We start from the raw sequence: 24217 nt of genomic DNA, 5'->3' as shown, positions 1-24217 counted from the left end.
GCAGCCAGCATCAGGGGGGCGAGGAGGAGTTTGCGCATGTCCGGTTTACCTTGCTTTGTCTGTTGTTATCGAAGAACGGCAGGCGATCAGCGGATCAGAAAATCAGTACGTAGGTCTTGCGCACGGTTTCCTGGATATCCCAGATCCCGGTGCTGTTGGCCGGTAGCATCAGTGCGTCTCCGGCTTCTATGACCAGGGGTTCGCCACCGTCGGGGGTGAAGGTGCAGCGGCCCTTGATGAAATGGCAGAACTCCTGTTGCACGATCTGCCGGCGCCAGCGCCCGGGGGTGCATTCCCAGATACCGGTTTCGACGCCATCGTTGCGTTCGACGCAGGTGGCCGAGGTCACTGCGACGGGTTCTCCGAGGGGGACGGCGACCGGGTTGGAGGTTTCCAGCGCGGCGCTGTCGGTGTGCTTGAACTGGGTGATGCTCATGACTGCAGGATCTCTTGTGGTAGTGGGTGCAACTCAGTGCATGAAACCTTCCATGAACCCGGCCAGGCCGCTGGCCAGGCGTCGCCGCCAGGCCGGGCTGGCCGGGTTGGCGAGGGTGCGGTCCTCGTGGACGAAACTCTGGATGATCACGTTGTAGCCTAGCCAGCGGCAGGGCTCGGGCGGCCAACTGGCGAGGCTCGACAGCGGGCGGTTGTCGTGGACCCAAGGCTGGGCGGTCAGCTCGTTGTGCTGGCCGAGAATCAGCGCCGCGAGCGTGCGCCCGCCCAGGTTGGTGGCGCCGACACCTTCGCCGCCATAGCCACCCGAGAGCGCCAGGCCGCGTTGGCGGTCGCACAGCATGTGCGGGCGGAAGCGCCGCGCCATGCCCAGGTTGCCGCCCCAGGAGTGGGTGATGCGCACGTTCTTCAGGTGGGGGAACAGTTCGCCGAACAGATAGCGGCGCAGCTCGATCTCGGCGTCGCTGAGGCTGAAGTCCTCGCGCAGGCGGCCACCGAAGCGATACCCGCCGCGGGCGCCGAACACCAGGCGGTTGTCGGTGGTGCGCTGACCATAGGTGACCTGGCGGCTGCCTTCGCTGAAGGCCTGGCCCTGGCTCAGGCCGATCTGCTCCCAGGCCGATTCCGGCAGCGGCTCGGTCGCCACCAGCAGGCTCTGCACGGGCAGTTGATGGCGATCCAGCGGCGGCAGGCTGGCGGCGTAGCCTTCGACCGCCGGCACGACCCATTGGCAACGGACCTTGGCCTGGGCAGTGCGCACCTCACCGGTCTGCCAGTCGCTGGCCGGGGTGTTTTCGTAGATGGGTACGCCCATGCCCTCGACCACCCGTGCCAGGCCGCGCACCAGCTTGGCAGGCTGGATGGTGGCGACGTGGGGGCTGAAGATCGCGCCGTAGGCATTGCTGACCCGCAGTTGGCCGGCCAGTTGTTCGGGCTTGAGCCAGCGATAGTCGTCCTCGTTCATGCCCTGGCGGTACAGGTCGTCGAGGTAGGCGCGCAGGCTGCGCTCCTGCTCGGGGTAGCGGGCGGCGCAGTAGATGACGCCACCCTTGCGGTAGTCGCAGTCGATGCCTTCGCGCTGCAGCACGCCGTGCACTTCGTCGGGGATGGCGTGCAGCAGGTCGACGCTGGCGCGGCGCTGCTGTGGGGAAAGGGCGGCCAGCAGGCGGTCTTCGCCCAGCAGGTTGCCCATCAGCCAGCCGCCATTGCGCCCGGAGGCACCGAAGCCTGCGGTGTTGGCCTCGAGGATGGCGATGCGCAGGTGCGGGGCCTGGCGCTTGAGGTAGTAGGCCGTCCACAGGCCGGTGTAGCCGGCACCGATGATGCACACGTCGACATCCAGGTCCTGCTGCAGCGACGGGCGGGCGTCGAGCGGCTCGTCGAGCTGGTCCATCCAGAGGCTGATCGTGCGCCAGGCTTGCATCAGGTACTGCTCCCACTTCCGTTCAAGGTTCTGGGAGCGATGCTAGTAGGGCGGGCGCTTCGCTGTCTTACGTGCGTGCACGCAGAGAAATCTGCTTCACGTAGGCCTTGGGCGAGAGCCCGGTGTGTTCGCGAAAGCACTTGTAGAAGGCCGACAGCGAATTGAAGCCGGCGGCAAAGGCCAGTTCGTCGATCGGCGCCCTGCAGCCCGCGCCATCGAGCCCGGCGAGCAGGTGCTGCAGGCGGGCCTGGTTGACGTAGCGGTAGAAGCTCTGGCCGAGCACCTGGTTGAGCAGGTAGGAGATCTGGTTGCGGCTGTAGCCGCTCTCCTGTGCGACCTGTTGCAGGTCCAGCTCAGGGTCCAGGTAGGGGCGCTGGGCCTGGAAGTAATGTTCCAGGTCCTGGGCCATGGTGCTCAGTTGCCGTGGCGACAGGCCCAGGCGGCTGGTCGCGGGACGCGGCCCGGAGGCGCTGGCGCCCTTGCCGTCGCGGCGGATCAGCGTGCCGTATTCGTTGACCCGCCAGATCAGGTTGTCCTTGACCGTGATCGCCTCGCTGGACTGGAAGGCCACCAGGCCTTCACCGCCCTGGACCGTCACCTGGTACTGGATGAAGGCTGTGCAACCGTCGACCCGGATGCGGTCGCTGTGGACGATGTCTTCCCCGGCTTCGTGCGGCAACGAGACGCGCACGTATTCGCGCAGCTCGTCGAAGCCGAGCACGCGGTTCTGGAAAAAGTCGTGGTACTGGATCTCTGGGTGATACAGCGCCATGACCCCATCCAGGTCGCGATGCTTCCAGCACAAGTGGTAGCGCATGACGACTTCCGCAGTGAGCGGTGTCTGGGCGGGGCCGTCTGGAAGGAGAGTGGCGGTCATGGGCCGATAATGCATCGGGCCGCTCCGGGCGACAAGGGCGCACGGCCTGGCCTGAGAAGCCACAGGGCAGCGGGGACTGCATAACGCCCAGTTCGAATGGGTGGGTTCGGGCGATTCGCACGATCCTAGGAAGTGGTTTTCAGCTAAGTGATTGATTTAGTTGGATGTCATTTTTTGTCACAACTGGCACGCGCGCTGCACTGATCCAGTGGCAAACAAAAAGGAAGTTTTGCTCACCCTCATAAGGCGCGAATCATGATTACCACTGCCGATCTGCCAACCGTTGTTTCCGAGGCCCAGAACCGCTCGGGCGTATCCTGGGCCGCCATCTTCGCCGGTGCCGCTGCTGCGGCGGCGTTGTCGTTGATCCTCGTGATACTGGGCGCGGGCCTGGGCTTTGCCGCCTCATCTCCCTGGGCCAACGAAGGTGCCAGCGCCAAGGCGCTGGGGATATCCACCATCGTCTGGCTGCTGATTACCCAGATCCTCGCCTCCGGGCTGGGCGGGTATATGGCGGGTCGCTTGCGGGTGAAGTGGGCCAACCTGCATGGTGACGAGGTGTATTTCCGCGATACCGCCCATGGCTTCCTGTCCTGGGCCATCGCCACCCTGGTGACTGCGTTGCTGGTCGTGTCCTCTGCTGGCGGACTCGCCAGTGCCGGTGCCTCGGCAGGCGCTGCTGCCGCTTCCGGAGCCGTCGCCAGCGTTTCCATGGCGGATGACAAGAGCAAGCCGTCAGGCGCCGCCGACCCCATGGGTTACTACGTCGATCGCCTGTTCCGTGGGGATGGTCCGGTCGCGGTGAGCGAGGATGCGGCCAATGGCGTGGCCAGCCGAATCCTGGTCCGTGGCCTGGCTGCCGATGGCGGGATGGCTGCCGAGGATCGCACCTACCTGGCCCAGTTGGTGGCCCAGCGTACCCGACTGACCCAAACCGAAGCCCAGGCGCGGGTCGAGCAAGTCTATGAAGAGGCGCGTCAGGATGCTGCGCAAGCCAAGCAGGCGGCCCAGGAAGCTGCCGACACTGCGGCCAAGGTCGCGGCCTGGACCGCCATCTGGACCTTCATCGCCTTGCTGTGCGGCGCGTTCTTCGCCAGCTTCGCAGCCCTGTTCGGTGGCCGACTGCGTGACGGTGCGCGGTGGGTCGAGCAAGACCACCGTGCGCTGCATGCTTCGACCACTGTTGTCCGCTAATTCGAATTCACGACTGGAGGAACCATCATGCGCTCGATACTGCTCTGGATGCTTGGGGTGCCAATCCCGGTGATCATTCTGATCGCGATCTTCATGCACTAATAGAAAAGGGCCGCTACTGCGGCCCTTCTTGCAACTGTTGTCCTACGGTAGCGGCTTCATGCTGCTTACAGAAACTGCTCCGCGTAGTGACAGGCCACCTGCCGCGTTCCGACCTGCCTGAACGCTGGAATCTCCTTGCCGCAACGCTCCGTGGCATAGGGGCAGCGCTTGTGGAAGGCGCAGCCGTCTGGCGGATTCAGCGGGTTGGGCAGCTCGCCGGCGATACGGATCTTCGGTTTGAGCGGATCCGGGTGAATGGCCGGGGTCGCCGAGAGCAGCGCTTGCGTGTAGGGGTGCAGCGGCTTCTCGTAGATGTCTTCCTTGGGCCCCATTTCCGCCGGGCGGCCCAGGTACATCACCAGCACCTGGTCAGCGACATGCCGCACCACCGCGAGGTTGTGCGAGATGAACACGTAGGCGGTGTTGAACTCTTTCTGCAGGTCCATGAACAGGTTCAGCACCTGGGCCTGGATCGATACATCGAGCGCCGAGGTCGGTTCGTCCGCCACCAGCACCTTGGGCTGCAGCATCATCGCCCGAGCCAGGGCGATACGCTGGCGCTGACCGCCGGAGAACATGTGCGGGTAGCGCTGGTAGTGCTCAGGGCGCAGGCCGACCTGCTGCATCATCTTCTGCACCTTGTCGCGGCGCTCGGCCTTGCTCAGCGACGTGTTGATCAGCAAGGGCTCGGCCAACTGATCGCCGATCTTCTGCCGCGGATTGAGCGAGGCATAGGGGCTCTGGAAGACCATCTGCACGTCACGGCGCAACTGCTTGCGCTGGGCTTTGTCAGCGCCTTTGACCTCGGTGCCGGCAATCTGCAGCGAGCCCGAAGAGGGCTCTTCGATCAAGGTCAGGGCACGGGCCAGGGTGGACTTGCCACAGCCGGATTCGCCGACCACGGCCAGGGTCTTGCCGGCCTCCAGTTCGAACGACACGCCATTGAGCGCGCGCACCAGTGCATGGCCCTTGAACAGGCCGCGGGAGACTTCGTAGTGACGGGTCAGTTCACGGGCGGACAGAACGACAGTCATCACGCCACCTCCTGGTTCAACGGGTAGAAGCAGCGCACCAGGCTGTGGGCCTGGGGATCGAGGGCCGGACGCTGTGCCCGGCAGTTGTCACGTACATAAGGGCAGCGAGGTGACAGCAGGCAACCCTGGGGGCGGTCATAGCGCCCGGGCACGATGCCAGGCAGGGTGGCCAGCCGTTCGGCGCCGATGCTGTGCTCGGGGATCGCTGCCAGCAGCGCTTCGCTGTAGGGGTGTGCGGGGATGTCGAACAGCTCCGGCACCTGGCCCACCTCCACCGCCTGCCCTGCATACATCACGCACACACGCCTGGCGGTTTCGGCAACCACGGCCAGGTCGTGGGTGATCAGGATGAGCGCCATGTTGCGCTCCTTCTGCAGGTTGACCAGCAGTTCCATGATCTGTGCCTGGATGGTCACATCGAGGGCGGTGGTCGGTTCGTCGGCGATCAGCAGCTTGGGTTCGCCAGCAATCGCCATGGCGATCGCGACGCGCTGGCTCATGCCGCCGGAGAGCTGGTGCGGGTAGGCGTCCAGGCGGCTTTCGGCGGCCGGGATCTCGACTTTCTTGAGCAGCTCCAACGCGCGCTGGCGTGCAGCCTTGCCCTTCAGACCGAGGTGTTGGCGCAGCACTTCCTCGATCTGGTAGCCCACGGTGTAGCTGGGATTGAGTGCGGTCATCGGGTCCTGGAAGACCATGGCGATGTCCTTGCCCACTACCTTGCGGCGCTGACGACCGCTGAGCTTGAGCATGTCGATGCCGTCGAAGGTGAGGCTGTCGGCGGTGATGCGCCCAGGGGCGTCGATCAGGCCCATCAGGGCCATCATGGTCACCGACTTGCCGGAGCCGGACTCGCCGACGATGGCGAGGATCTCGCCGGCGTCTACCGACAGGTCGAGGCCGTCCACCACGGGGACGGCGTTGGCGTCGCCGAAGCGCACGTTCAGGTTGTTGATCTGCAACAGTGACATGGCGCTCTCCTCAGGCGGCGTTCTTGAGTTTCGGGTCCAGCGCATCGCGCAGGCCGTCGCCCATCAGGTTGATTGCCAGCACGCTGAGCAGGATCGTCAGGCCAGGCAGGCTCACCACCCACCAGGCGCGCTCGATGTAGTCGCGGGCAGAGGCCAGCATGGTGCCCCATTCGGGGGTGGGCGGCTGGACACCGAGGCCGAGGAAGCCCAGGGCGGCGGCGTCGAGGATCGCCGAGGAGAAACTCAAGGTAGCCTGCACGATCAGTGGTGCCATGCAGTTGGGCAGCACGGTGACGAACATCAGGCGCGGCAGGCTGGCACCGGCCAGGCGTGCGGCGGTGACGTAGTCGCGGTTCAGCTCGCCCATCACCGCGGCGCGGGTCAGGCGCACGTAGGAAGGCAGCGAGACCACGGCGATGGCGATCACTGTGTTGATCAGGCCAGGGCCGAGGATGGCGACGATGGCCACGGCCAGCAGCAGCGAGGGCAGGGCCAGCATCACGTCCATCAGGCGCATGATCGACGGGCCTAGCAAGCGTGGGAAGAACCCGGCGAACAGGCCCAGCAGGATGCCGGGGATCAGCGACATCACCACCGACGACAGGCCGATCAGCAGCGACAGCCTTGCGCCCTGGATCAGGCGCGAAAGCAGGTCGCGGCCCAGTTCGTCGGTGCCGAGGATGAATTGCCAGGTGCCGCCCTCGAGCCAGACTGGTGGGGTCAGCAGGAAGTCGCGGTATTGCTCGCTGGGGTTGTGTGGTGCGACCCATGGGGCGAACAGCGCACAGAACACGATCAGGCACATGAAGGCCAGGCCTGCCACTGCGCCCTTGTTGCGCGAGAAGGCCTGCCAGAACTCCTTGTACGGGGAGGGGTAGAGCTGGCTGTGGTCGGCGGTTGCAGCCTGGGTCACAGCGTTGGAAGTCGGATTAGTCATGGCGGGGACCTCAGCGCTGATGACGGATGCGTGGGTTGGCCAGGCCGTAGAGGATGTCCACGACGAAGTTGACCAGGATCACCAGGCAGGCGATCAACAGGATACCGTTCTGGACCACGGGGTAGTCACGGGCGCCAATGGCTTCGATCAGCCATTTGCCGATGCCCGGCCAGGAGAAGATGGTTTCGGTGAGCACGGCACCTGCGAGCAAGGTGCCGACCTGCAGACCGAACACCGTCAGCACAGGGATCAGCGCATTGCGCAGGCCGTGCACGAAGACCACGCGGGCCGGCGACAGGCCCTTGGCGCGGGCGGTACGAATGTAGTCTTCGCGCAGCACTTCGAGCATCGAGGAGCGGGTCATGCGGGCGATCACCGCCAGCGGGATGGTGCCGAGCACGATGGTCGGCAGGATCAGGTGCATGAAGGCATCCTTGAACGAGCCTTCATCGCCCACCAGCAAGGTGTCGATCAGCATGAAACCGGTCACCGGCTCGACGTCGTACAGCGGGTCGATGCGCCCGGACACGGGTGTCCAGCCCATGCTCACCGACGAGAACATGATGAGGATCAGGCCCCACCAGAAAATGGGCATGGAGTAGCCGGCGAGCGAGACGCCCATCACCCCATGGTCGAACAAGGATCCGCGCTTGAGCGCCGCGATCACCCCGGCCAGCAGGCCGAAGACGCCGGCGAAGATCAACGCGCAGAACGCCAGCTCCAGGGTGGCGGGGAACAGCGTGGTGAACTCTTTCCACACGCTCTCGCGCGAGCGCAGCGATTCGCCGAGATCGCCTTGGGCAAGCTTGCCGATGTAGTCCATGTACTGGGCCGGCAGGGGTTTGTTCAGGCCAAGGCGTTCCATGGCCTGGGCGTGCATTTCAGGGTCGACCCTGCGCTCGCCCATCATCACTTCCACCGGGTCGCCGGGGATCAGGCGTATGAGCGCGAAGGTCAGCAGGGTGATACCGAAGAAGGTCGGTATCAGCAGGCCCAGGCGCCGGGCAATAAAACTCAACATCGTCGGAGGTACCTCATCGGCCGGTCAAGGCAGCCGCCGGCCCTTGCAGAGGCCGGCGGTCATGTTTTTCTTCTACTTCACCTTGGTGGTGGCGAAGTTGTTATTGGTCAGAGGGTTGATGACATATCCCTCTACGTTGTCGCGCATGGCCGTGAACATCTTCGGGTGGGCCATGCTGATCCACGGTTGATCCTCATCGTACACCGCCAGCGCCTCGCTATAGAGCTTGGCGCGTTCATCGTTGTCGATGATCTCGCGGGCACGGGTGATCAGTTCCTGGAACTTAGGGTTGCACCAGCGCGCATAGTTCTCGCCGGTCTTGGCGGCATCGCAACTGAGCATCGGGGTCAGGAAGTTGTCCGGGTCACCGTTGTCGCCGGCCCAGCCGGCGGAGACCAGGTCTGCTTCACCCTTCTTGGCGCGGCGCAGCATCTCGGCCCATTCCATCACGCGGATGTCGAGCTTGAGCCCGATCTTGGCAAGGTCGGCCTGCAGCATCTCTGCCGAAAGGCGTGGATTGGGGTTGGTCGGGCCGCCACCGTTGCGGGTGAACAGGGTGATGACGGTGCCTTCGGGAACGCCGGCTTCCTTGAGCAGGGCGCGGGCCTTGTCGAGGTCGCGCGGCGGATTCTTGTTGGCGGTGTTGTAGCCGATCATGGTCGGCGGGTAGGGGTTGACCCCGACCAGCGCGTTGCCCTTGCCGAACAACTGGTCGACGTGGGTCTGGCGGTCGAAGGCGATGTTGATCGCCTTGCGCACGCGCACGTCGCTAAGGTACTTGTGCTCGGTGTTCATGGCGATGTAGCCGGTCACCAGGGCTTCGATCTCGGCGACCTTGAGCTTGGGATCGGTCTTGATCGCCGGGACGTCGTCGGGCTTGGGGTACAGGGCGATCTGGCATTCGTTGGCCCGTAGCTTCTGCAGGCGCACGTTGTTGTCGGTGGCGATGGCGAACACCAGCGTGTCGCTGGGCGGCTTGCCGCGGAAGTAGTCGGGGTTGGCCTTGAAGCGGACCTGGGCGTCCTTGTTGTAGCGCTGGAACACGAACGGACCGGTGCCGATCGGCTTGCTGTTCAGGTCGCCGGTCTTGCCGGCCTTGAGCAACTGGTCGCCGTACTCGGCGGAGTAGATCGAGGTGAAGGCCATGGCCAGGTCACGCAGGAACGGCGCTTCCGGGCGGGTCAGGGTGATCACCACGGTGTGGTCGTCGGTCTTGCTCACCGACTTGAGCAGTTGCCCGAAGGCCATGCTCTCGAAATAGGGGTAGCCGACGCTGGTCTTGTCGTGCCATGGGTGCTTGGCATCGAACTGGCGGTTCAGGCTCCACAGCACGTCGTCGGCATTGAAGTCACGGGTGGGAGTGAAGTAGTCGGTGGTGTGGAACTTCACGCCCTTGCGCAGGTGGAAGGTGTAGGTCAGGCCGTCGGCGCTGACGTCCCAGCTATCGGCCAGCGCCGGCTGGATATCGGTGGTGCCGGGCTTGAAGTCGACCAGGCGGTTGAACACGGTTTCGGCCGAGGCGTCGGCGGTGACCGCGGTGGTGTACTGGACGATATCGAAACCTTCGGGGCTGGCTTCGGTGCACACCACCAGGGGCTTGGCCGCGAGGTTGCCGGCGGCGCCCAGGATGATCGCTGCCAGGGCAGCGCGTAGCGGTAGCGATTTCATGGAACCTCCCTGCGAATGACTCCAGCGTAGACGTCACGGCCCGGAAAGCCCGGGCCGTGACCGTGGCGGTCAGAGAATGTTGAACGGAATGGTGGTCACGATGCGCAGCTCGTCCAGGCTGCCGTCGGCCTGGGCCTTGCTCGCGCGGTGGGCGGTATAGGTGGCGCGGATGCTGGTGTCCTTCAGCATGCCGCTCTGCACCGCATAGCTGGTGCCGATGCCCCACTCGTAGTGGGTCTCGCCATCCATGCCACGCACGTCGTAGGCGGTACCGCGGTAGTGGGTACCGTCGATGCCCCAGCCGCGGGCGTTGTACAGGTTGAACTTCAGACCTGGCACGCCGTACTGGGCCATGTTCAGCACGTAGGAAATCTGCAGGGATTTCTCGTTCGGGCCGTTGAAGTCCGACAGCAGGGAGTTGGCCAGGTAGATACCGTTGGTTTCGTGCAGGTAGTCGAAGTACTCGTTGCCGTTGACCTGCTGCCAGGAGGCGGTGAGCGTGTGCGCCTGGTGGGTGAGGCCGAACGACAGGCTGTAGGTGTCGTTGTCGATCTCGCCCATCTTCTTGCTGCCGGCATCGACCGTCTTGTAGTAGTTCAGGCCGGTGGTCAGGCTCAGCACCGCGCTGTCACCCAGCACGTGGTTGGCACCGAAGTAGTACTGGTTCCAGAAGTCGTCGACCTTGGTGGCGTACAGGCTGGTGGTCAGGCTCTTGAACGGCTGGTAGTTGATACCGGCGGTGCTGGCACGGTCGGTTTCCACGCCGGTGGCGCTGTATTCGGAGCGGAATTTGCTCAGGCTCTGTTCGGTACGCGGCGAGACGCGGTCGAAGGTGCCGATGTCGAACGACAGGTTGTCGAATTCGGCGCTGTGCAACGCCACGCCCTGGAAGCTCGAAGGCAGGGCACGGTTGCCGATGTAGGCGATCATCGGCGTGTCCAGGGACTGACGGCCGACGGTGAGGGTGGTGTTGGAGATGCGCGCCTTGACGTTGGCCAGGCCCGCCTTGCTCCACTGGCCGACAGGGTCGCCATCGCTATGGGTCAGGGTGCGGTTGTTCGGCCCGGCAATCGCTGCGCGACCACGCTCGAGGGCGATGGCGTTGTAGGCGGCGACTTCGGTGGCGAAGCCCACGGTGCCCTGAGTAAAGCCCGAACTGTAGTTGAGGATGGTGCCCTGTACCCAGTTGTCACGGCTGTGGGTGTCGTGGCGGGTGCCGTCGCTCTTGTAGTACTTCCACAGCGGCGCACGGGTGGCGCGTTCGCGGGCGTACCAGTTGCGGGTGCTGCCGCTCAGGCTCTGGCCTTCGAAGAAGCCTGATGCATCGGCCTGCTCACTGCCTGACTTGAGGCTCAGCGGGTAGAAGTCCTGGCTGACAGGTTCTGCCTGGGCGGCGGCGCAGAAGGCGCCGATGGATAGGGCCAGCGCGGTTTTGGTGGTTCGTTTCAAGGTTAAAGCTCCCTTTCTATTCTTATATCTGTGGCCCGATCTTGTGGGTCGGGCTTGGCTCGGTGACGCGGTACTGCGGGTGTTCACCTGGGATTGCCAGGCAAATCCGGGCTGCACGCGGTCGCGGGAGTGGGGGGTACTCCCGGTCTGGCGATACAGGGTCAATCGATGCTGACGCCGGAGAAAACGTTGCGTCCGAAGGGGCTGACCTTGAAGTCTTTCACACTGATGCTGAGGGGTTGGTTGACCGTCGAATGGGCCACCGGGGTAATCGGTACCTGCTGCTTGAGGCGTTGCTGGGCCTGCTGGTAGAGGTGGGTGCGCTGTTCGCGGTCGGTGACCTGCTTGGCCTTCTTGACCAGTTCGTCGTACTGGCTGTCGCACCACTGCGAGTAGTTGTTGCTGCCAATGGCATCGCAACTGAACAGGGTGCCGAGCCAGTTGTCCGGGTCACCGTTGTCGCCGGTCCAACCGATCAGGGCGATGTCGTGTTCGCCATTTTTCATGCGCTTGAGGTATTCGCCCCATTCGTAGCTGACGATACGGACCTTGAAGCCGAGCTTGCTCCAGTCGGCCTGGAGCATTTCAGCCATGAGCTTGGCGTTGGGGTTGTAGGGGCGTTGCACCGGCATGGCCCAGAGGGTGATTTCCGTGCCTGGCTTGACCCCGGCCTGCTCCAGCAACTGCTTGGCTTTTTGCGGATCGAACGGCGCGTCCTTGAGCGTATCGTCGTAGGACCATTGGGTGGGCGGCATGGCGTTGACTGCCACTTGCCCGGCGTCCTGGTAGACCGCCTGGATGATCGCCTGCTTGTTGACCGCCATGTCCATCGCCTGGCGCACTTCAAGTCGATCGAACGGTGGATGCTGGGTGTTGTAGGCGATGTAGCCGAGGTTGAAGCCGGGCTGCGTCATGATCTGCAGCTTGCCGTCCTGCTTGAGCGCAGGGAGATCGGCCGGGCGTGGATGAAGGGTGACCTGGCACTCGTTGCGGCGCAGTTTCTGGATACGCACCGAAGGGTCGATGTTGATAGAGAACACCAGGTTGTCGATCTTCACCCGGTCAGGTGCCCAGTAGTCCTTGTTGCCCTTGAAGCGGATCTGCGAGTCCTTCTGGTAGCGCTGGAACACGAACGGGCCGGTGCCGATCGGCTTCTGGTTGATATCGCTGGGCCTGCCGGTCGCCAACAGGTGCTCGGCGTATTCGGCGGAGAGGATGGACGCGAAGGCCATGGCGATGTTCTGGATGAACGCGGCATCGACCTTGTTGAGGGTGAAAACCACCGTGAGCGGGTCGGTTTTCTCGACCTTGGCGATGTTCTTGTCCAGGCCCATGCTGATGAAGTAGGGGAACTCGGTGGGGTAGGCCTTACGGAACGGATGCTCCTTGTCGAGCATGCGATTGAAGGTGAACAGCACGTCGTCGGCGTTGAAGTCGCGGGTGGGCTTGAAGTCCTTGTTGTGGTGGAACTTCACCCCAGGCCGCAGGTGGAAGGTGTAGCGCAGGCCGTCCTCGGACGCCTGCCAGTCGGTGGCCAGGCCTGGCTGCACAGCGGTGCCGCCACGCTCGAATTCGACCAGGCGGTTGTACAGGGGCTCGGCGGCGTCGTTGTCGGTGGCCGAGGTGTATTGGGCGGTGTCGAAGCCAGCCGGGCTGCCTTCGGAGCAGAACACGAGGTTGTTGGCCTGGGCAGCGATGGCCTGGCCGAGCAGGCCCAGGCCCAGCATGGTGCCGAGTAGTGTGGTACGGCGCATGGCGATCCTTTCCTCATCTGTTTGCGCTGCCGCGTACTGAACAGGCGGCAACAGAAGCCCGTTCCTGACGTTAGCGGCATCAGGAAGGGCGAGACAGGTAATGAATATGTCTAGTGGCGTAAGAAACTTCTGAATGTTGCCGAGAAATTTCGACAATTCGCCGAGCCCATGCCAGCCCCGTCACATGGCGGGGCTGGCTGGGCGCTATTTCTCCACGCTTACGCCATAGAAGGAGTTCAGTCCGAACGGACTGATCTTGAAGTCCTTCACTTTCGCACTCATCGGCTGATAGACCGTGGAGTGGGCGATGGGGGTCATCGGCACCTGCTCCTTGATGATGTGCTGCGCCTGCTTGTACAGCTCGGTGCGCTTGGCCTGGTCGGAGGTGGCCTTGGCCTGCTTGATGATGTCGTCATAGGGCTTGTAGCACCACTTGGAGAAGTTGTTGCCCTCCAGTGCGTCGCAGCCGAACAGGGTGCCGAGCCAGTTGTCCGGGTCACCGTTGTCGCCGCTCCAGCCAATCAGCATGGCGCCGTTTTCGCCGCCCTTGGAACGCTTGATGTATTCGCCCCATTCGTAGCTGACGATCTTGGCCTTGATGCCGATCTTGGACCAGTCCGATTGCAGCATCTCGGCCATCAGCTTGGCGTTGGGGTTGTAGGGGCGTTGCACCGGCATGGCCCACAGGGTGATCTCGGTACCTTCCTTGACGCCGGCTTCCTTGAGCAACTGCCTGGCTTTTTCCGGATCGTACTTGGCGTCCTTGATGGTGGTGTCGTAGGACCACTGGGTCGGTGGCATGGCATTGACTGCCAGCTGGCCGGCGCCCTGGTACACCGAATCGATGATCTGCTGCTTGTTCACCGCCATGTCCAGCGCCTGGCGCACCTTGAGCTGGGCCATGGGGTTGGGCTCGTTGCTGCCCTTGATCTTATCCATCACGTTGTAGGCGATGTAGCCGAGGTTGAAGCCGGCCTGTTCAGGCATCTGCAGCTTCGGATCCTTCTTCAGTGGCTCGATATCGGCCGGGCGCGGGAACAGGGTGACCTGGCACTCGTCACGCTTGAGCTTCTGCATGCGCACCGAGGCGTCGGTGCTGATGGCGAAGACCAGGTTGTCGATCTTCACGTCGTCCGGTTTCCAGTAGTCCTTGTTGCCCTTGTAGCGGATCAGCGCGTCCTTCTGGTACCTGTTGAACACGAACGGCCCGGTGCCGATCGGCTTCTGGTTGATGTCGGCGGCCTTGCCCTGCTTGAGCAACTGGTCGGCGTACTCGGCGGACTGGATCGAGGCGAAGCTCATCGCCAGGTTCTGGATGAACGCGGCGTCCACTTCGTTGAGGGTGAACTTGACGGTGTGATCGTCGAGCTTCTCGAGCTTGGCGATGTTCTTGTCCATGCCCATGTCGGTGAAGTACGGGAATTCGGTGGGGTACGCCTTGCGGAACGGCATGTCCTTGTCGAGCATGCGGTTGAAGGTGAACAGCACGTCGTCGGCGTTGAATTCGCGAGTCGGCTTGAAGTAGTCGGTGGTATGGAACTTGACCCCTTCACGCAGGTGGAAGGTGTAGGTCTTGCCGTCTTCGGAAACGTCCCATTTGCTGGCCAGGCCGGGGATGACGGCGGTGCCGCCACGCTCGAACTGGGTCAGGCGGTTGAAGATCGTTTCGGCCGAGGCGTCGAAGTCGGTTCCGGTGGTGTATTGGCCCGGGTCGAAACCGGCGGGGCTGCCTTCGGAGCAGAACACCAGGTTGGACGCGGCGAGGGCTGCAGGGGCGCCAGCCAGCAGGCCTGCGCCTACCAGGAACGGAATGACTGCGTGTTTGAGCATGGTGGCCTCATTGTTGTCATTTTTGATTTGAGGTGGCCTCGTGAGCCGACCTGCGTATACTTATGCAGGGGGTGTACCCATTGCAACACTCAACAGGATAGTCGGCGCCAGAAATGTGGCACGGTCGTACATGGATGTCGCATTCATGTAAATTTTGCGCAGGTTGAACGTTTGCGCAAGAAAAAAGCTGGCATTTTGCAACATGTTTCGAAGCGATAAGAGATGTAGGTTGCACTGAAGCAGTGCGTAGGAAGATTCAGATGCAGGCTGGAGATGACCATTGCCCCCGCTGTCATTGCGACAGGTGCGGTGGCCAGGAGAGGGGCCACCTTGCAGGTGGCCCCGGTCGCTCAGTCGAGCGCAGCCGCGATCACGGCATCTGTACTTCGATCAGCCCATCGGCATTCATGCTGACTTCGCTGGTGCCGGCTTCGATGTCCGGCGAGGCGGCTTCATCCGCAGCCATGGCTTTCATCGCCATCGGTGCGCTGCGCATGTAAGGGCGCGGGTAGCCGCTGCTGTTGAGGTTCAGGCTGACCACTTTGTAGCCTTTGCCGCCGAGGGCTTCGGTGGCCAGTTGGGCGCGGGCCTTGAAGGCGTTGACCGCATCCTTGAGCAGCTCGTCTTCACTGGCCTTGCGGGTGGCCGGGGCGATGGAGAAGTCCATGCCGCCCATCTTCAGTTCCTGCAGCAGCTCACCGGTGAGTTTGGACAGGGCCGGGAAGTCGGCGCTTTCCAGGCGCAGCTCGGCACGCTCGCGCCAGCCGGTGATCTTCTGGCCCTTGGTGTCGTAGACCGGATAGCTGTTACGGCTGCCCTGGCTGATCTTCACGTCCTTGACTTCGCGGGCCTGCTGGACCGCCTTGTTCATGGTTTCGGTGATCTGCTTGGCGAGCTTGCCCGGGTCGGTGTTCTGCGCTTCGCTGTACAGGGTGACGACCATCAGGTCGCGGGCCACTTCCTTGCTGACCTCGGCGCGCAGCGATACCTGGTTGTAGCGCGGCTCGTCGGCGGCCAGGGCCGGCAGGCTGGCGAGCATGCCACAAGACAGGACTAACGCGGCGCTGCGACGGGAAATGTGCATGTATGACTCCTTCAAGTAGAAAGCGTGGGGATGACGTCCGTTCCACGCATGGCCCATCAGACCGGAAACAGTGTAGTGGGTTCAACAATGCCATCATGACTTTGTGACAGAGTGTGGCGCTTTGCCGCATTGCTGCAGCGGGGCGCCTGGCTTCGGTATACTCCAGCCGATTGTCCTGGAGCACTCATCAGGAGAGCTCATGCTCGCCCCCGCACACCCAATGTCCGCCACCCGTCAGAACCTCTGGCGCCTGACCATCATTCGCATCCTGGTCCTGGCCGCCCAGGCCGGCTCCGTGGGCGTGGCCTACTGGACCGAGCTGCTGCCGCTGCCGTGGCTGTCGCTGGCGGCAACGCTCGCGCTGTCGTCGCTGCTGTGTGCCTTTACCGCCTTGCGCCTGCGCCTGACCTTGCCGGTCACGGAGATGGAATACGCCCTGCAACTGGCCTGTGACCTGCTGATCCACAGCGCCCTGCTGTACTACTCGGGGGGCTCGACCAACCCGTTCGTGTCCTATTACCTGGTGCCGCTGGCGATTGCCGCCGTGACCCTGCCGTGGATCTATTCACTGGTGTTGTCGGGCATTGCGCTGGTTGCCTACAGCCTGCTGCTGGTGCAGTTCTACCCGCTGGAGACGCTGCCGTTGGCACGTGACACCATGCAGGTGTATGGCATGTGGCTGAGCATCGCCCTGGCCGCTGCTGTCATTACCTTCTTTGCCGCGCGCATGGCCGAGGAACTGCGCCGCCAGGAGCAGATGCGTGCCGAGCGGCGCGAGGATAGCCTGCGCGACGAACAGTTGCTGGCCGTGGCAACGCAGGCCGCCGGGGCCGCCCATGAGCTGGGCACGCCGCTGGCGACCATGAGCGTGCTGATCAACGAGATGCGCCAGGACCATACCGATCCGCAGTTGCAGGAAGACCTTGCGGTGCTGCAGGACCAGGTCAAGCTTTGCAAGGAGACGCTGCAGCAACTGGTGCGTGCCGCCGAAGCCAACCGACGCATGAATGTGCAGGAGCAGGATGTCACGGCATGGCTCGACGAGGCGCTCAATCGCTGGCACCTGATGCGTCCGGAAGCCAGTTACCGTTTCCAGCGCCTGCGCGATGGCGAGGTGCCGCGGCTGACTCCGCCACCAGACCTCACCCAGGCGCTGCTCAACCTGCTGAACAACGCCGCCGATGCCTGCCCGAACGACCTCGAAGTGCGTCTGGACTGGGATGCCCAGGATATCCTGATCAGTATCCGCGACCATGGTGCCGGCGTACCGGTAGCCATCGCCGAGGCGATCGGCAAACCCTTCTTTACCACCAAGGGCAAAGGCTTCGGCCTGGGCCTGTTCCTGAGCAAGGCCAGCGTTACCCGCGCGGGGGGCTCGGTGAAACTCTATAGTCATGAAGAGGGCGGCACCCTGACCGAGCTGCGCCTGCCCCATGGCAAGCGAGGAGATGAACGATGAGCGATGAGAACCAGATCGAAGGCGAAGAGCTGCCGCACCTGCTGCTGGTGGATGATGACGCCACCTTTACCCGGGTGATGGCCCGTGCCATGAGCCGCCGCGGTTTTCGGGTGAGCACCGCCTCGAGTGCCGAGGAGGGGTTGATCCTGGCTCAGCAGGACTTGCCGGACTACGCCACGCTCGACCTGAAGATGGAAGGTGATTCGGGCCTGGTCCTGTTGCCCAAGCTGCTGGAGCTGGACCCGGAGATGCGCGTGCTGATCCTGACCGGCTATTCCAGCATCGCCACTGCGGTTGAGGCGATCAAGCGCGGCGCCTGCAACTACCTGTGCAAGCCGGCCGACGCCGACGATGTGCTGGCGGCGCTGCTGTCCGAACATGCCGACCTCGATACCCTGGTGCCGGAAAACCCGATGTCGGTGGACCGCCTGCAGTGGGAGCATATCCAGCGCGTGTTGACCGAGCACGAAGGCAATATCTCGGCGACGGCGCGGGCGCTGGGCATGCACCGGCGCACCTTGCAGCGCAAGCTGCAGAAGCGGCCGGTGCGGCGCTGATCGGACGACAGACCGCGGCGCCTGCTTCGACTTGCCCGTGAAGCAGGCGCCGCGAAAATCAGCCCCCGATCACCGTCCGATCCATGCGCACCGCCAGCGCACCTGTGCCTGGCTCGACCGCGAACGACACCTCTCCCTCCCGCGCCACCTGCGCTCGCCCGATCACCTGCCCATCGCGCAGCAGCTCCAGCGGCATCCCTTGCAGCGACTGGCCCGAAGCCAGTTCCAGTTTGATCCTGATATTCATCGGTGACCTCCTTGTCACGCGTTACGGTCGATGTAAGTGGTGGCCTGCCCGTCTAGGCGCGCGATCAGCTCCGGTGCGCCATCGCGGAACTGGCGGAACAGGTTGCGCCCACGACGTTGGGCATCGAGCGGTACCTGCACGGTCGGGTGGAACTGCTCGCCCAGCTCGGTATAGGGGTTCCAGGGGCCGATGTAGGATTCGTTGACGCCATCGTCGACACTGAAGGCATAGCGCACGGCATTACCCTGGCGCCAGTTCAGGCCATCCGGCTCGCGGCGCTGCCAGCCGCCGGCAACGATGGTCGGTGAAGTTGCCGGGGCATCGATGAAGCCCGTCGGGCGGTTGGGTTTGTAGTCCTTGAGCAGCAGGTAGGTGCTCCAACCCCACCAGTCACTGGTGTACTGGCGGTCGTTGAGGTCGGCCACATTCTTGCGCCGCAGTACCGTCGAGCCTTGCTGGCGGTAGAGCGCAGCGAAATTGCCGGGGACCAGGTCCTGCTCGGCTGCCTGCAGGTCTGGCGTCAGACGCAGGGCGGCGTACTGCTCCGGCGATGCGGCCCGCCCCTTGTCGAAGGCCTGGAACACTTCGTCGGCCGAACGCTGTACCGCGCGCCCGACCTGGCGCCGGTTGGCCACATCAACGCTGTCGAAATAACGCTTGTCACCATAGGCACGCCATTGCTCGCCTTCGGCATTGCGCACGCGCAGGCCGTACTTGCTGTCCTCGTCGTGCATGAAGCGTGACACCAGCGAGCCGATATCGCTCGGCGTGACCGCGTCGGCCAGGGCCTTGCGCGGTACACGCAGGTGGCCGGCGGAGAACAGGTCGGTAAGGAAGTGGTCGGCGAAGGCGTTCATGGCATAGGCCAGTTGCAGGTCGCGTTCGTCGCCGCTGTCACGGGCGCGCAGCGCCTGTTGCAGTGCTGCGCCGTGACCGGCCTGGTAGGCCAGCAGGGCCGACCGGCCGAAATGGTCCCAGTTGCTGGCGGCCAGTTTCAGGTAGCGACCCAGTGGCAGGAGATCCGAAGCCACGCTACCGCCCCCGGTGATGCGATTCCAGCGCGCCGACAGGCTGTCGCCCAGTGCGTCATAGGCTTCATGGGGTTGACGGCCGTCCTTGATGGCGCGGTTGGCCGCCGAGATCTCTTCCTGCATGACCGCCAGAATTTCCTGGGCTTCGGCACGGGAGGCGGGCAGGCGGGCCAGCGAGTCGAAAGCCTGGACGAAGCGTTCGATGCGCTCGGAGGGTGTTGTTCCATCGGCGATGGGGCGTTCCGGCACGCCGTAGAAGTCACCTCCCAGCGCAACCACCTGACCGTAGGTCAGGCTCAGGCCGTTGGGCAACGGCAGCGGAGACTGGTGCGCCACGATCGGTGGTTGGTTGGCCGTGAAGCGCAGCAGGACGTTGTCGCCGATGGCGGTGTGCTCGCCGCCTTCGAAGCGCAACTCGGGCCCGGTGGGCTTCGGTGCTTCGAGTGGTGGCAGGCGGTGGTACTTGATGGTGTGATGGCCGTCCACCACCAGCACCAGGTGCGTGTGCTCCCCCTCCAAGGGGATGCCTTCGGGGTCGAACAAGCGGTCGAGGTCCGCGACTTGCAGATTGGCTTGGCCGGTTGCGGGCAGTGATTGCATTTCTGACATTGGTTGCTCCATGCGATGTCTGAAAAGTCCTAATTAACTGTATGCATATACAGTTATATTGATAATAGGGTGGAAATTTCCTACGTCAAGATCTGTTTGTGGGCAGATCCTTCATCCATGGCGGACGCAATCACCTGGCACTGACGTATGATTAGCTCCCTATCGGCAACCTTCTCAGGATCGCGCGCAATGCTCGCCCTTCTCATCCAGACGTTGAACATCACGGCCCCGGTTTTCGCCATGCTGTTCATGGGCGTGCTACTCAAACGCATCCGCTTGATCGACGACAATTTCATCAAGGTCGCGTCCTCGCTGGTGTTCAACACCTGCATGCCGGCGCTGCTGTTCCTGGGTATCTATCACGCCGACCTGTCGACGGCGGTCAAGCCCGGGGTCATCCTCTACTTCATCCTCGCGACCCTGGTGTGCTTTGCGCTGTCCTGGGGGCTGGCGATCTGGCGCAGCCCGCCAGAGGACCGCGGCATCTACACGCAAGGTGCGTTTCGTGGCAACAACGGGGTGATCGGCCTGGCGCTGGCGGCCAGCCTCTATGGCGACTACGGGATTTCCCTGGGTGCGGTACTCGCCGGGTTGGTGATCCTGCTCTACAACTCGCTGTCGACGGTGGTGCTGGCGGTGTACAGCCCGAGCCTGAAATCCGACCCGTGGAGCCTGTGCAAGAGCATCTTCAGCAACCCGCTGATCATCAGCGTGCTGGCGGCGACGCCCATGGCGTATGGGCAGGTGCCCCTGCCCAACTGGTTGCTGACTTCAGGCGACTACCTGGCGCAGATGACCCTGCCACTGGCGCTGATCTGCATTGGCGGCACCCTGTCGCTGGCGGCCCTGCGCGACAGCGGCAAGCTCGCGGTGGATGCCAGCCTGGTGAAGATGGTCTGGCTGCCGCTGGTGGGTACCCTGGGCGCCTGGCTGTGCGGGTTTCGCGGCGCGGAGCTGGGGATTCTGTTTCTCTACATCGGCAGCCCGACGGCGGCGGCCAGTTATGTCATGGCCCGCGCGGCCAATGGCAATCACGAGCTGGCTGCGTCTATCATCGTGATCACGACGCTAATGGCGGCGATCACCACCAATATCGGCATATTCATCTTGCAATGGGGCGGATGGATCTAGATGCTCGCCGCACAACACAACAACACTGCCTCCTGAACTAAAGGACACTTCATGCAAGACCAGAGCACGCCCGCGGGGTTGCAACGCGGGCTGAAGAATCGCCATATCCAGTTGATCGCGCTGGGCGGCGCCATCGGCACCGGCCTGTTCCTGGGGATCGCCCAGACCATCCAGTTGGCCGGCCCTTCGGTACTGCTGGGCTATGCGATCGCTGGCCTGATGGCTTTCCTGATCATGCGCCAGCTTGGCGAGATGGTGGTCGAGGAACCGGTCGCAGGCAGCTTCAGCCACTTCGCCCATCAATACTGGAGTGAGTTCGCCGGCTTCGTCTCCGGCTGGAACTACTGGGTCGTCTACGTGCTGGTGGGCATGGCCGAACTGACGGCCGTGGGTATCTACGTGCAGTACTGGTGGCCGGACTTTCCGACCTGGGCCACAGCGACGATCTTCTTCGTGGTGATCAATGCCATCAACCTGACCCAGGTGAAGGTCTACGGCGAGATGGAGTTCTGGTTCGCCCTGGTCAAGGTGGTGGCGATCGTCAGCATGATCGGCTTCGGCGCCTGGCTGCTGGGCAGCGGTCATGGTGGCCCGGATGCCAGCGTGGCCAACCTGTGGCAGTACGGTGGCTTCTTCCCCAATGGCGTCACCGGGCTGATCATGGCGCTGGCGGTGATCATGTTCTCCTTCGGCGGCCTGGAGCTGGTGGGTATTACCGCTGCCGAGGCGGACAATCCGCGCCAGAGCATCCCCAAGGCTACCAACCAGGTGGTCTACCGCATCCTGATCTTCTACATCGGCGCGCTCGCCGTGTTGCTGGCGTTGTACCCGTGGCAGAAGGTGGTGCAGGGCGGCAGCCCGTTCGTGATGATCTTCCATGAGCTGGACAGCGATGTGGTCGCCACCGTGCTCAACGTCGTGGTGCTGACCGCCGCGCTGTCGGTCTACAACAGCTGCGTCTACGCCAACAGCCGCATGCTGTTCGGCCTGGCCAGCCAGGGCGATGCGCCGCGCCAGTTGCTCAAGGTCAGCCGCAGCGGCGTACCGCTGGTGGCGCTGGGGGTTTCGGCTCTGGCCACCGGTCTGTGCGTGGTGATCAACTACCTGATGCCGGGGGAGGCGTTCGGTTTGCTGATGGCCCTGGCAGTGTCGGCGCTGGTGATCAACTGGGCGAGCATCAGCATCACCCACCTCAAGTTCCGCAAGGCCAAGCTGGCGGCGGGCGTCACGCCGTTCTACCGCAGTTGGGGGCATCCACTGACCAACTACCTGTGCCTGGCGTTCATCGTGCTGATCCTGGTGGTGATGTACCTCACCCCGCCAGTGCGCATCTCGGTGATGCTGATTCCGCTGTGGATCGCTGCGCTGTGGGTAGCGTTCCGGGTGAAGAAAGCGCGTCAGGCCAGGGGATGAATCTGCGCTGATGCGTCGTTCTTTTCGCGGGTTTAGCCGCGAAGAGTCCGGTGCGATCTCAGGCCTGGTAGCTGTCGATCACTTCCTGCGCCGCGCGGAATGCATCGATCGCTGCCGGCACCCCGGCGTACACTGCGCAATGCAGCAGTGCTTCGCGAATTTGCTCCACCGTGCAGCCGTTGTTCAACGCCCCGCGCACATGGCCCTTGAGTTCCTGTGGGCACTTCAGTGCGGTCAGCGCCGCCAGGGTGATCAGGCTGCGGGTCTTCAATGGCAGCCCCTCGCGGGACCAGACGCTGCCCCAGGCATGTTCGTTGACGAAGTCCTGCAGGGGCTGGGTGAACGCCGTGGCATTGCCCAGGGCACGATCGACGAAAGCGTCCCCCATCACCTGGCGACGAACCTGCTCGCCGGCCTTCTTGTTGTCGGTCATTGCGTAATCCTCAGTGTTGGCGGCGCCAGGCACGAACCGTGGTGTACAGCAACACCACCGCCAGCACCGGCATGACGTAGAACAGCATCAGACGCTCCAGTCGCCCGGCCAGTGGCATGCCGGTGGTGAAGGCCACCACATGCAGGCCGTAGGCCAGGTAGAGCGCCAGGAACACCAGCCCTTCGGCGCGGGTGATCCGGTAGCCGGAATAGAACACGGGCAGGCTCAGGGCGGCGACCCCGAGCATCACCGGCAGGTCGAATGCCAGTGCGTTGGGTGAGATGGTCAGTGGCTCGGGCGTGGTCAAGGCGGTCAGCCCCAGCACTGCCAGGAGGTTGAACAGGTTGCTGCCGATCACCGTGCCCACGGCGATCTCGCGTTCGCCCCGCAGGGCGGCGATCAGCGCGGCGGCCAGTTCCGGCAGCGAAGTGCAGACCGCGACCACGGTCAGGCCGATGATCCGCTCGGACAGGCCCAGATCCGTGGCGACCTCGACCGCCGCCTCCAGCAGCAAGTGCCCACCGAGGCTGAGCAGCACCAGCCCGAACAGGGTCTGCAGCACCACGGTGCTCCAGAAACGGCCCGGGCTGCGGCGCGCGGCGTCGGGCGCCGGATAGGTGCGGGCATAGTGGCGTGACTGGTGCCAGAGCATGCCCAGGTAGCCCAGCAGGCCCAGCAACAACAGCCCGCCCTCGAGCCTCCCCAGTTCGCCGTTGGCCGCCAGCAGGTAGACCACTGCACTGGCGGCGATCATCAAGGGGATGTCCAGGCGTACCAGTTGCCGCGAAACGCGTAGCGGGATGATCAGCGCGGCAAGCCCGAGGATCACCAGCACATTGAAGATGTTGCTGCCGATCACACTGCCCACCGCCACGTCCGGGGCACCCTGGTAGGCCGCCTGCAGGCTGACCGTCAGTTGTGGTGCGGTACTGCCGAAGGCCACCAGGCTCAGGCCGATGATCAGCGGCCGCACATGCAGGCGCGTGGCCAGGCGCAGGGCGGCGCGCACCAGCAGTTCGGCACCGATGACCAACAGCACCAGGCCCAGGCCCAGTTGCAGGAGGCTGAAGGTGGGGAGGGTAGCGAGGTCGAAAATGGCAGGGCTCCAGTCAGGTCAGTCGCTCAGACCTTGTACCCGGACTCGCGCCGTTCCGCTACGGAGCATGCCGATTTTTTCTGCGGCAGCGCGTGACAGGTCGATCAGTCGGCCACGGGTATGTGGGCCGCGGTCGTTGATGCGTACCACCACGCTGCGCTGGTTGGACAGGTTGGTCACCAGTACCTGGCTGCCGAACGGCAGGGTGCGATGGGCGGCGGTCAGGCCGTGCTGGTTGAAGGCTTCGCCGCTGGCGGTGCGTTTGCCGTGGTGGCGGGAGCCGTAATAGGAGGCGGTGCCGGTTTCGTCGTAGCCGCGCGGGTCGATGTCATGGCTGGCACAGCCGGCCAAGACAGAGAAAAGAGCCAGGGCGGTGAGGTTTTTTTTCAGCAAGGCAGGTGCTCTCCGGTGCTTCCATTCGCGGGCAAGTCGGCGCCCCGACTTGCC

22 protein-coding genes are annotated in these 24217 nt (G+C 63.7%); 5 read left to right on the top strand and 17 right to left on the bottom strand.

Features of this window, described 5'->3' with window-relative positions:
• Positions 1 to 94: 94 nt before the first annotated feature.
• The 3 genes from HU729_RS19010 to HU729_RS19000 form a co-directional block, all read right to left on the bottom strand.
• The gene (locus tag HU729_RS19010; RefSeq protein ID WP_186711251.1) at positions 95 to 436 is read right to left on the bottom strand and encodes a cupin domain-containing protein; all 342 of its coding nucleotides are present in this window, start codon (positions 434 to 436) and stop codon (positions 95 to 97) included.
• Between the two features lie 33 nt (positions 437 to 469).
• Entirely contained in the window at positions 470 to 1876 is a 1407-nt protein-coding gene (locus HU729_RS19005; RefSeq protein ID WP_186711250.1) for an FAD-binding oxidoreductase, read from the bottom strand.
• 67 nt (positions 1877 to 1943) lie between these two features.
• Positions 1944 to 2768 (bottom strand): helix-turn-helix domain-containing protein, encoded by an 825-nt coding sequence (locus HU729_RS19000; RefSeq protein ID WP_186711249.1) that lies wholly within the window; start codon positions 2766 to 2768, stop codon positions 1944 to 1946.
• 240 nt (positions 2769 to 3008) lie between these two features.
• Between HU729_RS19000 and HU729_RS18995 the strand changes: the two genes are divergently transcribed.
• Positions 3009 to 3947 carry a hypothetical protein gene (locus tag HU729_RS18995; RefSeq protein ID WP_186711248.1) on the top strand — a complete coding sequence of 313 codons (939 nt, stop codon included), beginning with the start codon at positions 3009 to 3011 and terminating at the stop codon, positions 3945 to 3947.
• Between the two features lie 167 nt (positions 3948 to 4114).
• Here HU729_RS18995 and HU729_RS18990 read toward each other — a convergent pair whose 3' ends face one another.
• From HU729_RS18990 to HU729_RS18950, 9 genes are all read right to left on the bottom strand, one after another.
• Positions 4115 to 5083, bottom strand: coding sequence for a peptide ABC transporter ATP-binding protein (locus HU729_RS18990; protein ID WP_186667786.1), 969 nt, complete (start codon positions 5081 to 5083; stop codon positions 4115 to 4117).
• Positions 5083 to 6051 (bottom strand): ABC transporter ATP-binding protein, encoded by a 969-nt coding sequence (locus HU729_RS18985; protein ID WP_186667788.1) that lies wholly within the window; start codon positions 6049 to 6051, stop codon positions 5083 to 5085. Before HU729_RS18985 ends, HU729_RS18990 begins: the two co-directional genes overlap by 1 nt.
• Before the next feature lie 10 nt (positions 6052 to 6061).
• Entirely contained in the window at positions 6062 to 6988 is a 927-nt protein-coding gene (locus HU729_RS18980) for an ABC transporter permease subunit (protein ID WP_186667790.1), read from the bottom strand.
• Positions 6989 to 6998: 10 nt separating this feature from the next.
• Positions 6999 to 8009, bottom strand: coding sequence for an ABC transporter permease subunit (locus tag HU729_RS18975; protein WP_186667792.1), 1011 nt, complete (start codon positions 8007 to 8009; stop codon positions 6999 to 7001).
• Positions 8010 to 8081: 72 nt separating this feature from the next.
• The gene (locus HU729_RS18970; RefSeq protein WP_186711247.1) at positions 8082 to 9677 is read right to left on the bottom strand and encodes an ABC transporter substrate-binding protein; all 1596 of its coding nucleotides are present in this window, start codon (positions 9675 to 9677) and stop codon (positions 8082 to 8084) included.
• Positions 9678 to 9746: 69 nt separating this feature from the next.
• On the bottom strand, positions 9747 to 11126 hold the full coding sequence (locus HU729_RS18965) for an OprD family porin (protein ID WP_186667796.1): 1380 nt from the start codon (positions 11124 to 11126) through the stop codon (positions 9747 to 9749).
• A 161-nt stretch (positions 11127 to 11287) separates the two neighbouring features.
• Entirely contained in the window at positions 11288 to 12880 is a 1593-nt protein-coding gene (locus tag HU729_RS18960) for an ABC transporter substrate-binding protein (protein ID WP_186711246.1), read from the bottom strand.
• A 204-nt stretch (positions 12881 to 13084) separates the two neighbouring features.
• A complete protein-coding gene (locus tag HU729_RS18955) occupies positions 13085 to 14710 on the bottom strand; it encodes an ABC transporter substrate-binding protein (protein WP_186711245.1) in 1626 nt (541 codons plus the stop codon).
• A 370-nt stretch (positions 14711 to 15080) separates the two neighbouring features.
• Entirely contained in the window at positions 15081 to 15794 is a 714-nt protein-coding gene (locus tag HU729_RS18950) for an SIMPL domain-containing protein (RefSeq protein WP_186667802.1), read from the bottom strand.
• Between the two features lie 199 nt (positions 15795 to 15993).
• On the opposite strand from HU729_RS18950, the gene HU729_RS18945 reads away from it, so the two are divergent.
• Both HU729_RS18945 and HU729_RS18940 read left to right on the top strand, forming a co-directional pair.
• Positions 15994 to 17253, top strand: coding sequence for an ATP-binding protein (locus tag HU729_RS18945; RefSeq protein WP_186667804.1), 1260 nt, complete (start codon positions 15994 to 15996; stop codon positions 17251 to 17253).
• Positions 17250 to 17810: a response regulator transcription factor gene (locus tag HU729_RS18940; RefSeq protein WP_186667806.1), complete on the top strand. Its 561-nt coding sequence runs from the start codon at positions 17250 to 17252 to the stop codon at positions 17808 to 17810. The genes HU729_RS18945 and HU729_RS18940 overlap by 4 nt, the downstream gene beginning before the upstream one ends.
• A gap of 58 nt (positions 17811 to 17868) precedes the next feature.
• Here HU729_RS18940 and HU729_RS18935 read toward each other — a convergent pair whose 3' ends face one another.
• Positions 17869 to 18057, bottom strand: a complete 189-nt coding sequence (locus tag HU729_RS18935) for a hypothetical protein (RefSeq protein ID WP_186667808.1) — start codon at positions 18055 to 18057, stop codon at positions 17869 to 17871.
• A gap of 14 nt (positions 18058 to 18071) precedes the next feature.
• Complete coding sequence (locus HU729_RS18930) at positions 18072 to 19697, bottom strand: phospholipase (protein ID WP_186711244.1); 1626 nt, start codon at positions 19695 to 19697, stop codon at positions 18072 to 18074.
• Positions 19698 to 19886: 189 nt separating this feature from the next.
• On the opposite strand from HU729_RS18930, the gene HU729_RS18925 reads away from it, so the two are divergent.
• Positions 19887 to 20828: an AEC family transporter gene (locus tag HU729_RS18925; protein ID WP_186667812.1), complete on the top strand. Its 942-nt coding sequence runs from the start codon at positions 19887 to 19889 to the stop codon at positions 20826 to 20828.
• 51 nt (positions 20829 to 20879) lie between these two features.
• On the top strand, positions 20880 to 22241 hold the full coding sequence (locus tag HU729_RS18920) for an amino acid permease (RefSeq protein ID WP_186667814.1): 1362 nt from the start codon (positions 20880 to 20882) through the stop codon (positions 22239 to 22241).
• A 58-nt stretch (positions 22242 to 22299) separates the two neighbouring features.
• Here HU729_RS18920 and HU729_RS18915 read toward each other — a convergent pair whose 3' ends face one another.
• From HU729_RS18915 to HU729_RS18905, 3 genes are read right to left on the bottom strand one after another with little or no spacing between them, the layout of a single operon-like run.
• The gene (locus HU729_RS18915; protein ID WP_186711243.1) at positions 22300 to 22674 is read right to left on the bottom strand and encodes a carboxymuconolactone decarboxylase family protein; all 375 of its coding nucleotides are present in this window, start codon (positions 22672 to 22674) and stop codon (positions 22300 to 22302) included.
• A 10-nt stretch (positions 22675 to 22684) separates the two neighbouring features.
• Positions 22685 to 23728, bottom strand: coding sequence for a calcium/sodium antiporter (locus HU729_RS18910; RefSeq protein WP_186668001.1), 1044 nt, complete (start codon positions 23726 to 23728; stop codon positions 22685 to 22687).
• Between the two features lie 60 nt (positions 23729 to 23788).
• Entirely contained in the window at positions 23789 to 24163 is a 375-nt protein-coding gene (locus HU729_RS18905; RefSeq protein ID WP_186711242.1) for a septal ring lytic transglycosylase RlpA family protein, read from the bottom strand.
• Between the last annotated feature and the right edge of the window lie 54 nt (positions 24164 to 24217).

It is taken from the genome of Pseudomonas sp. RW10S2, from assembly GCF_014268985.1.
Lineage (GTDB): Bacteria > Pseudomonadota > Gammaproteobacteria > Pseudomonadales > Pseudomonadaceae > Aquipseudomonas > Aquipseudomonas wayambapalatensis.
This window is presented reverse-complemented; position numbering and strand designations above follow the sequence as displayed.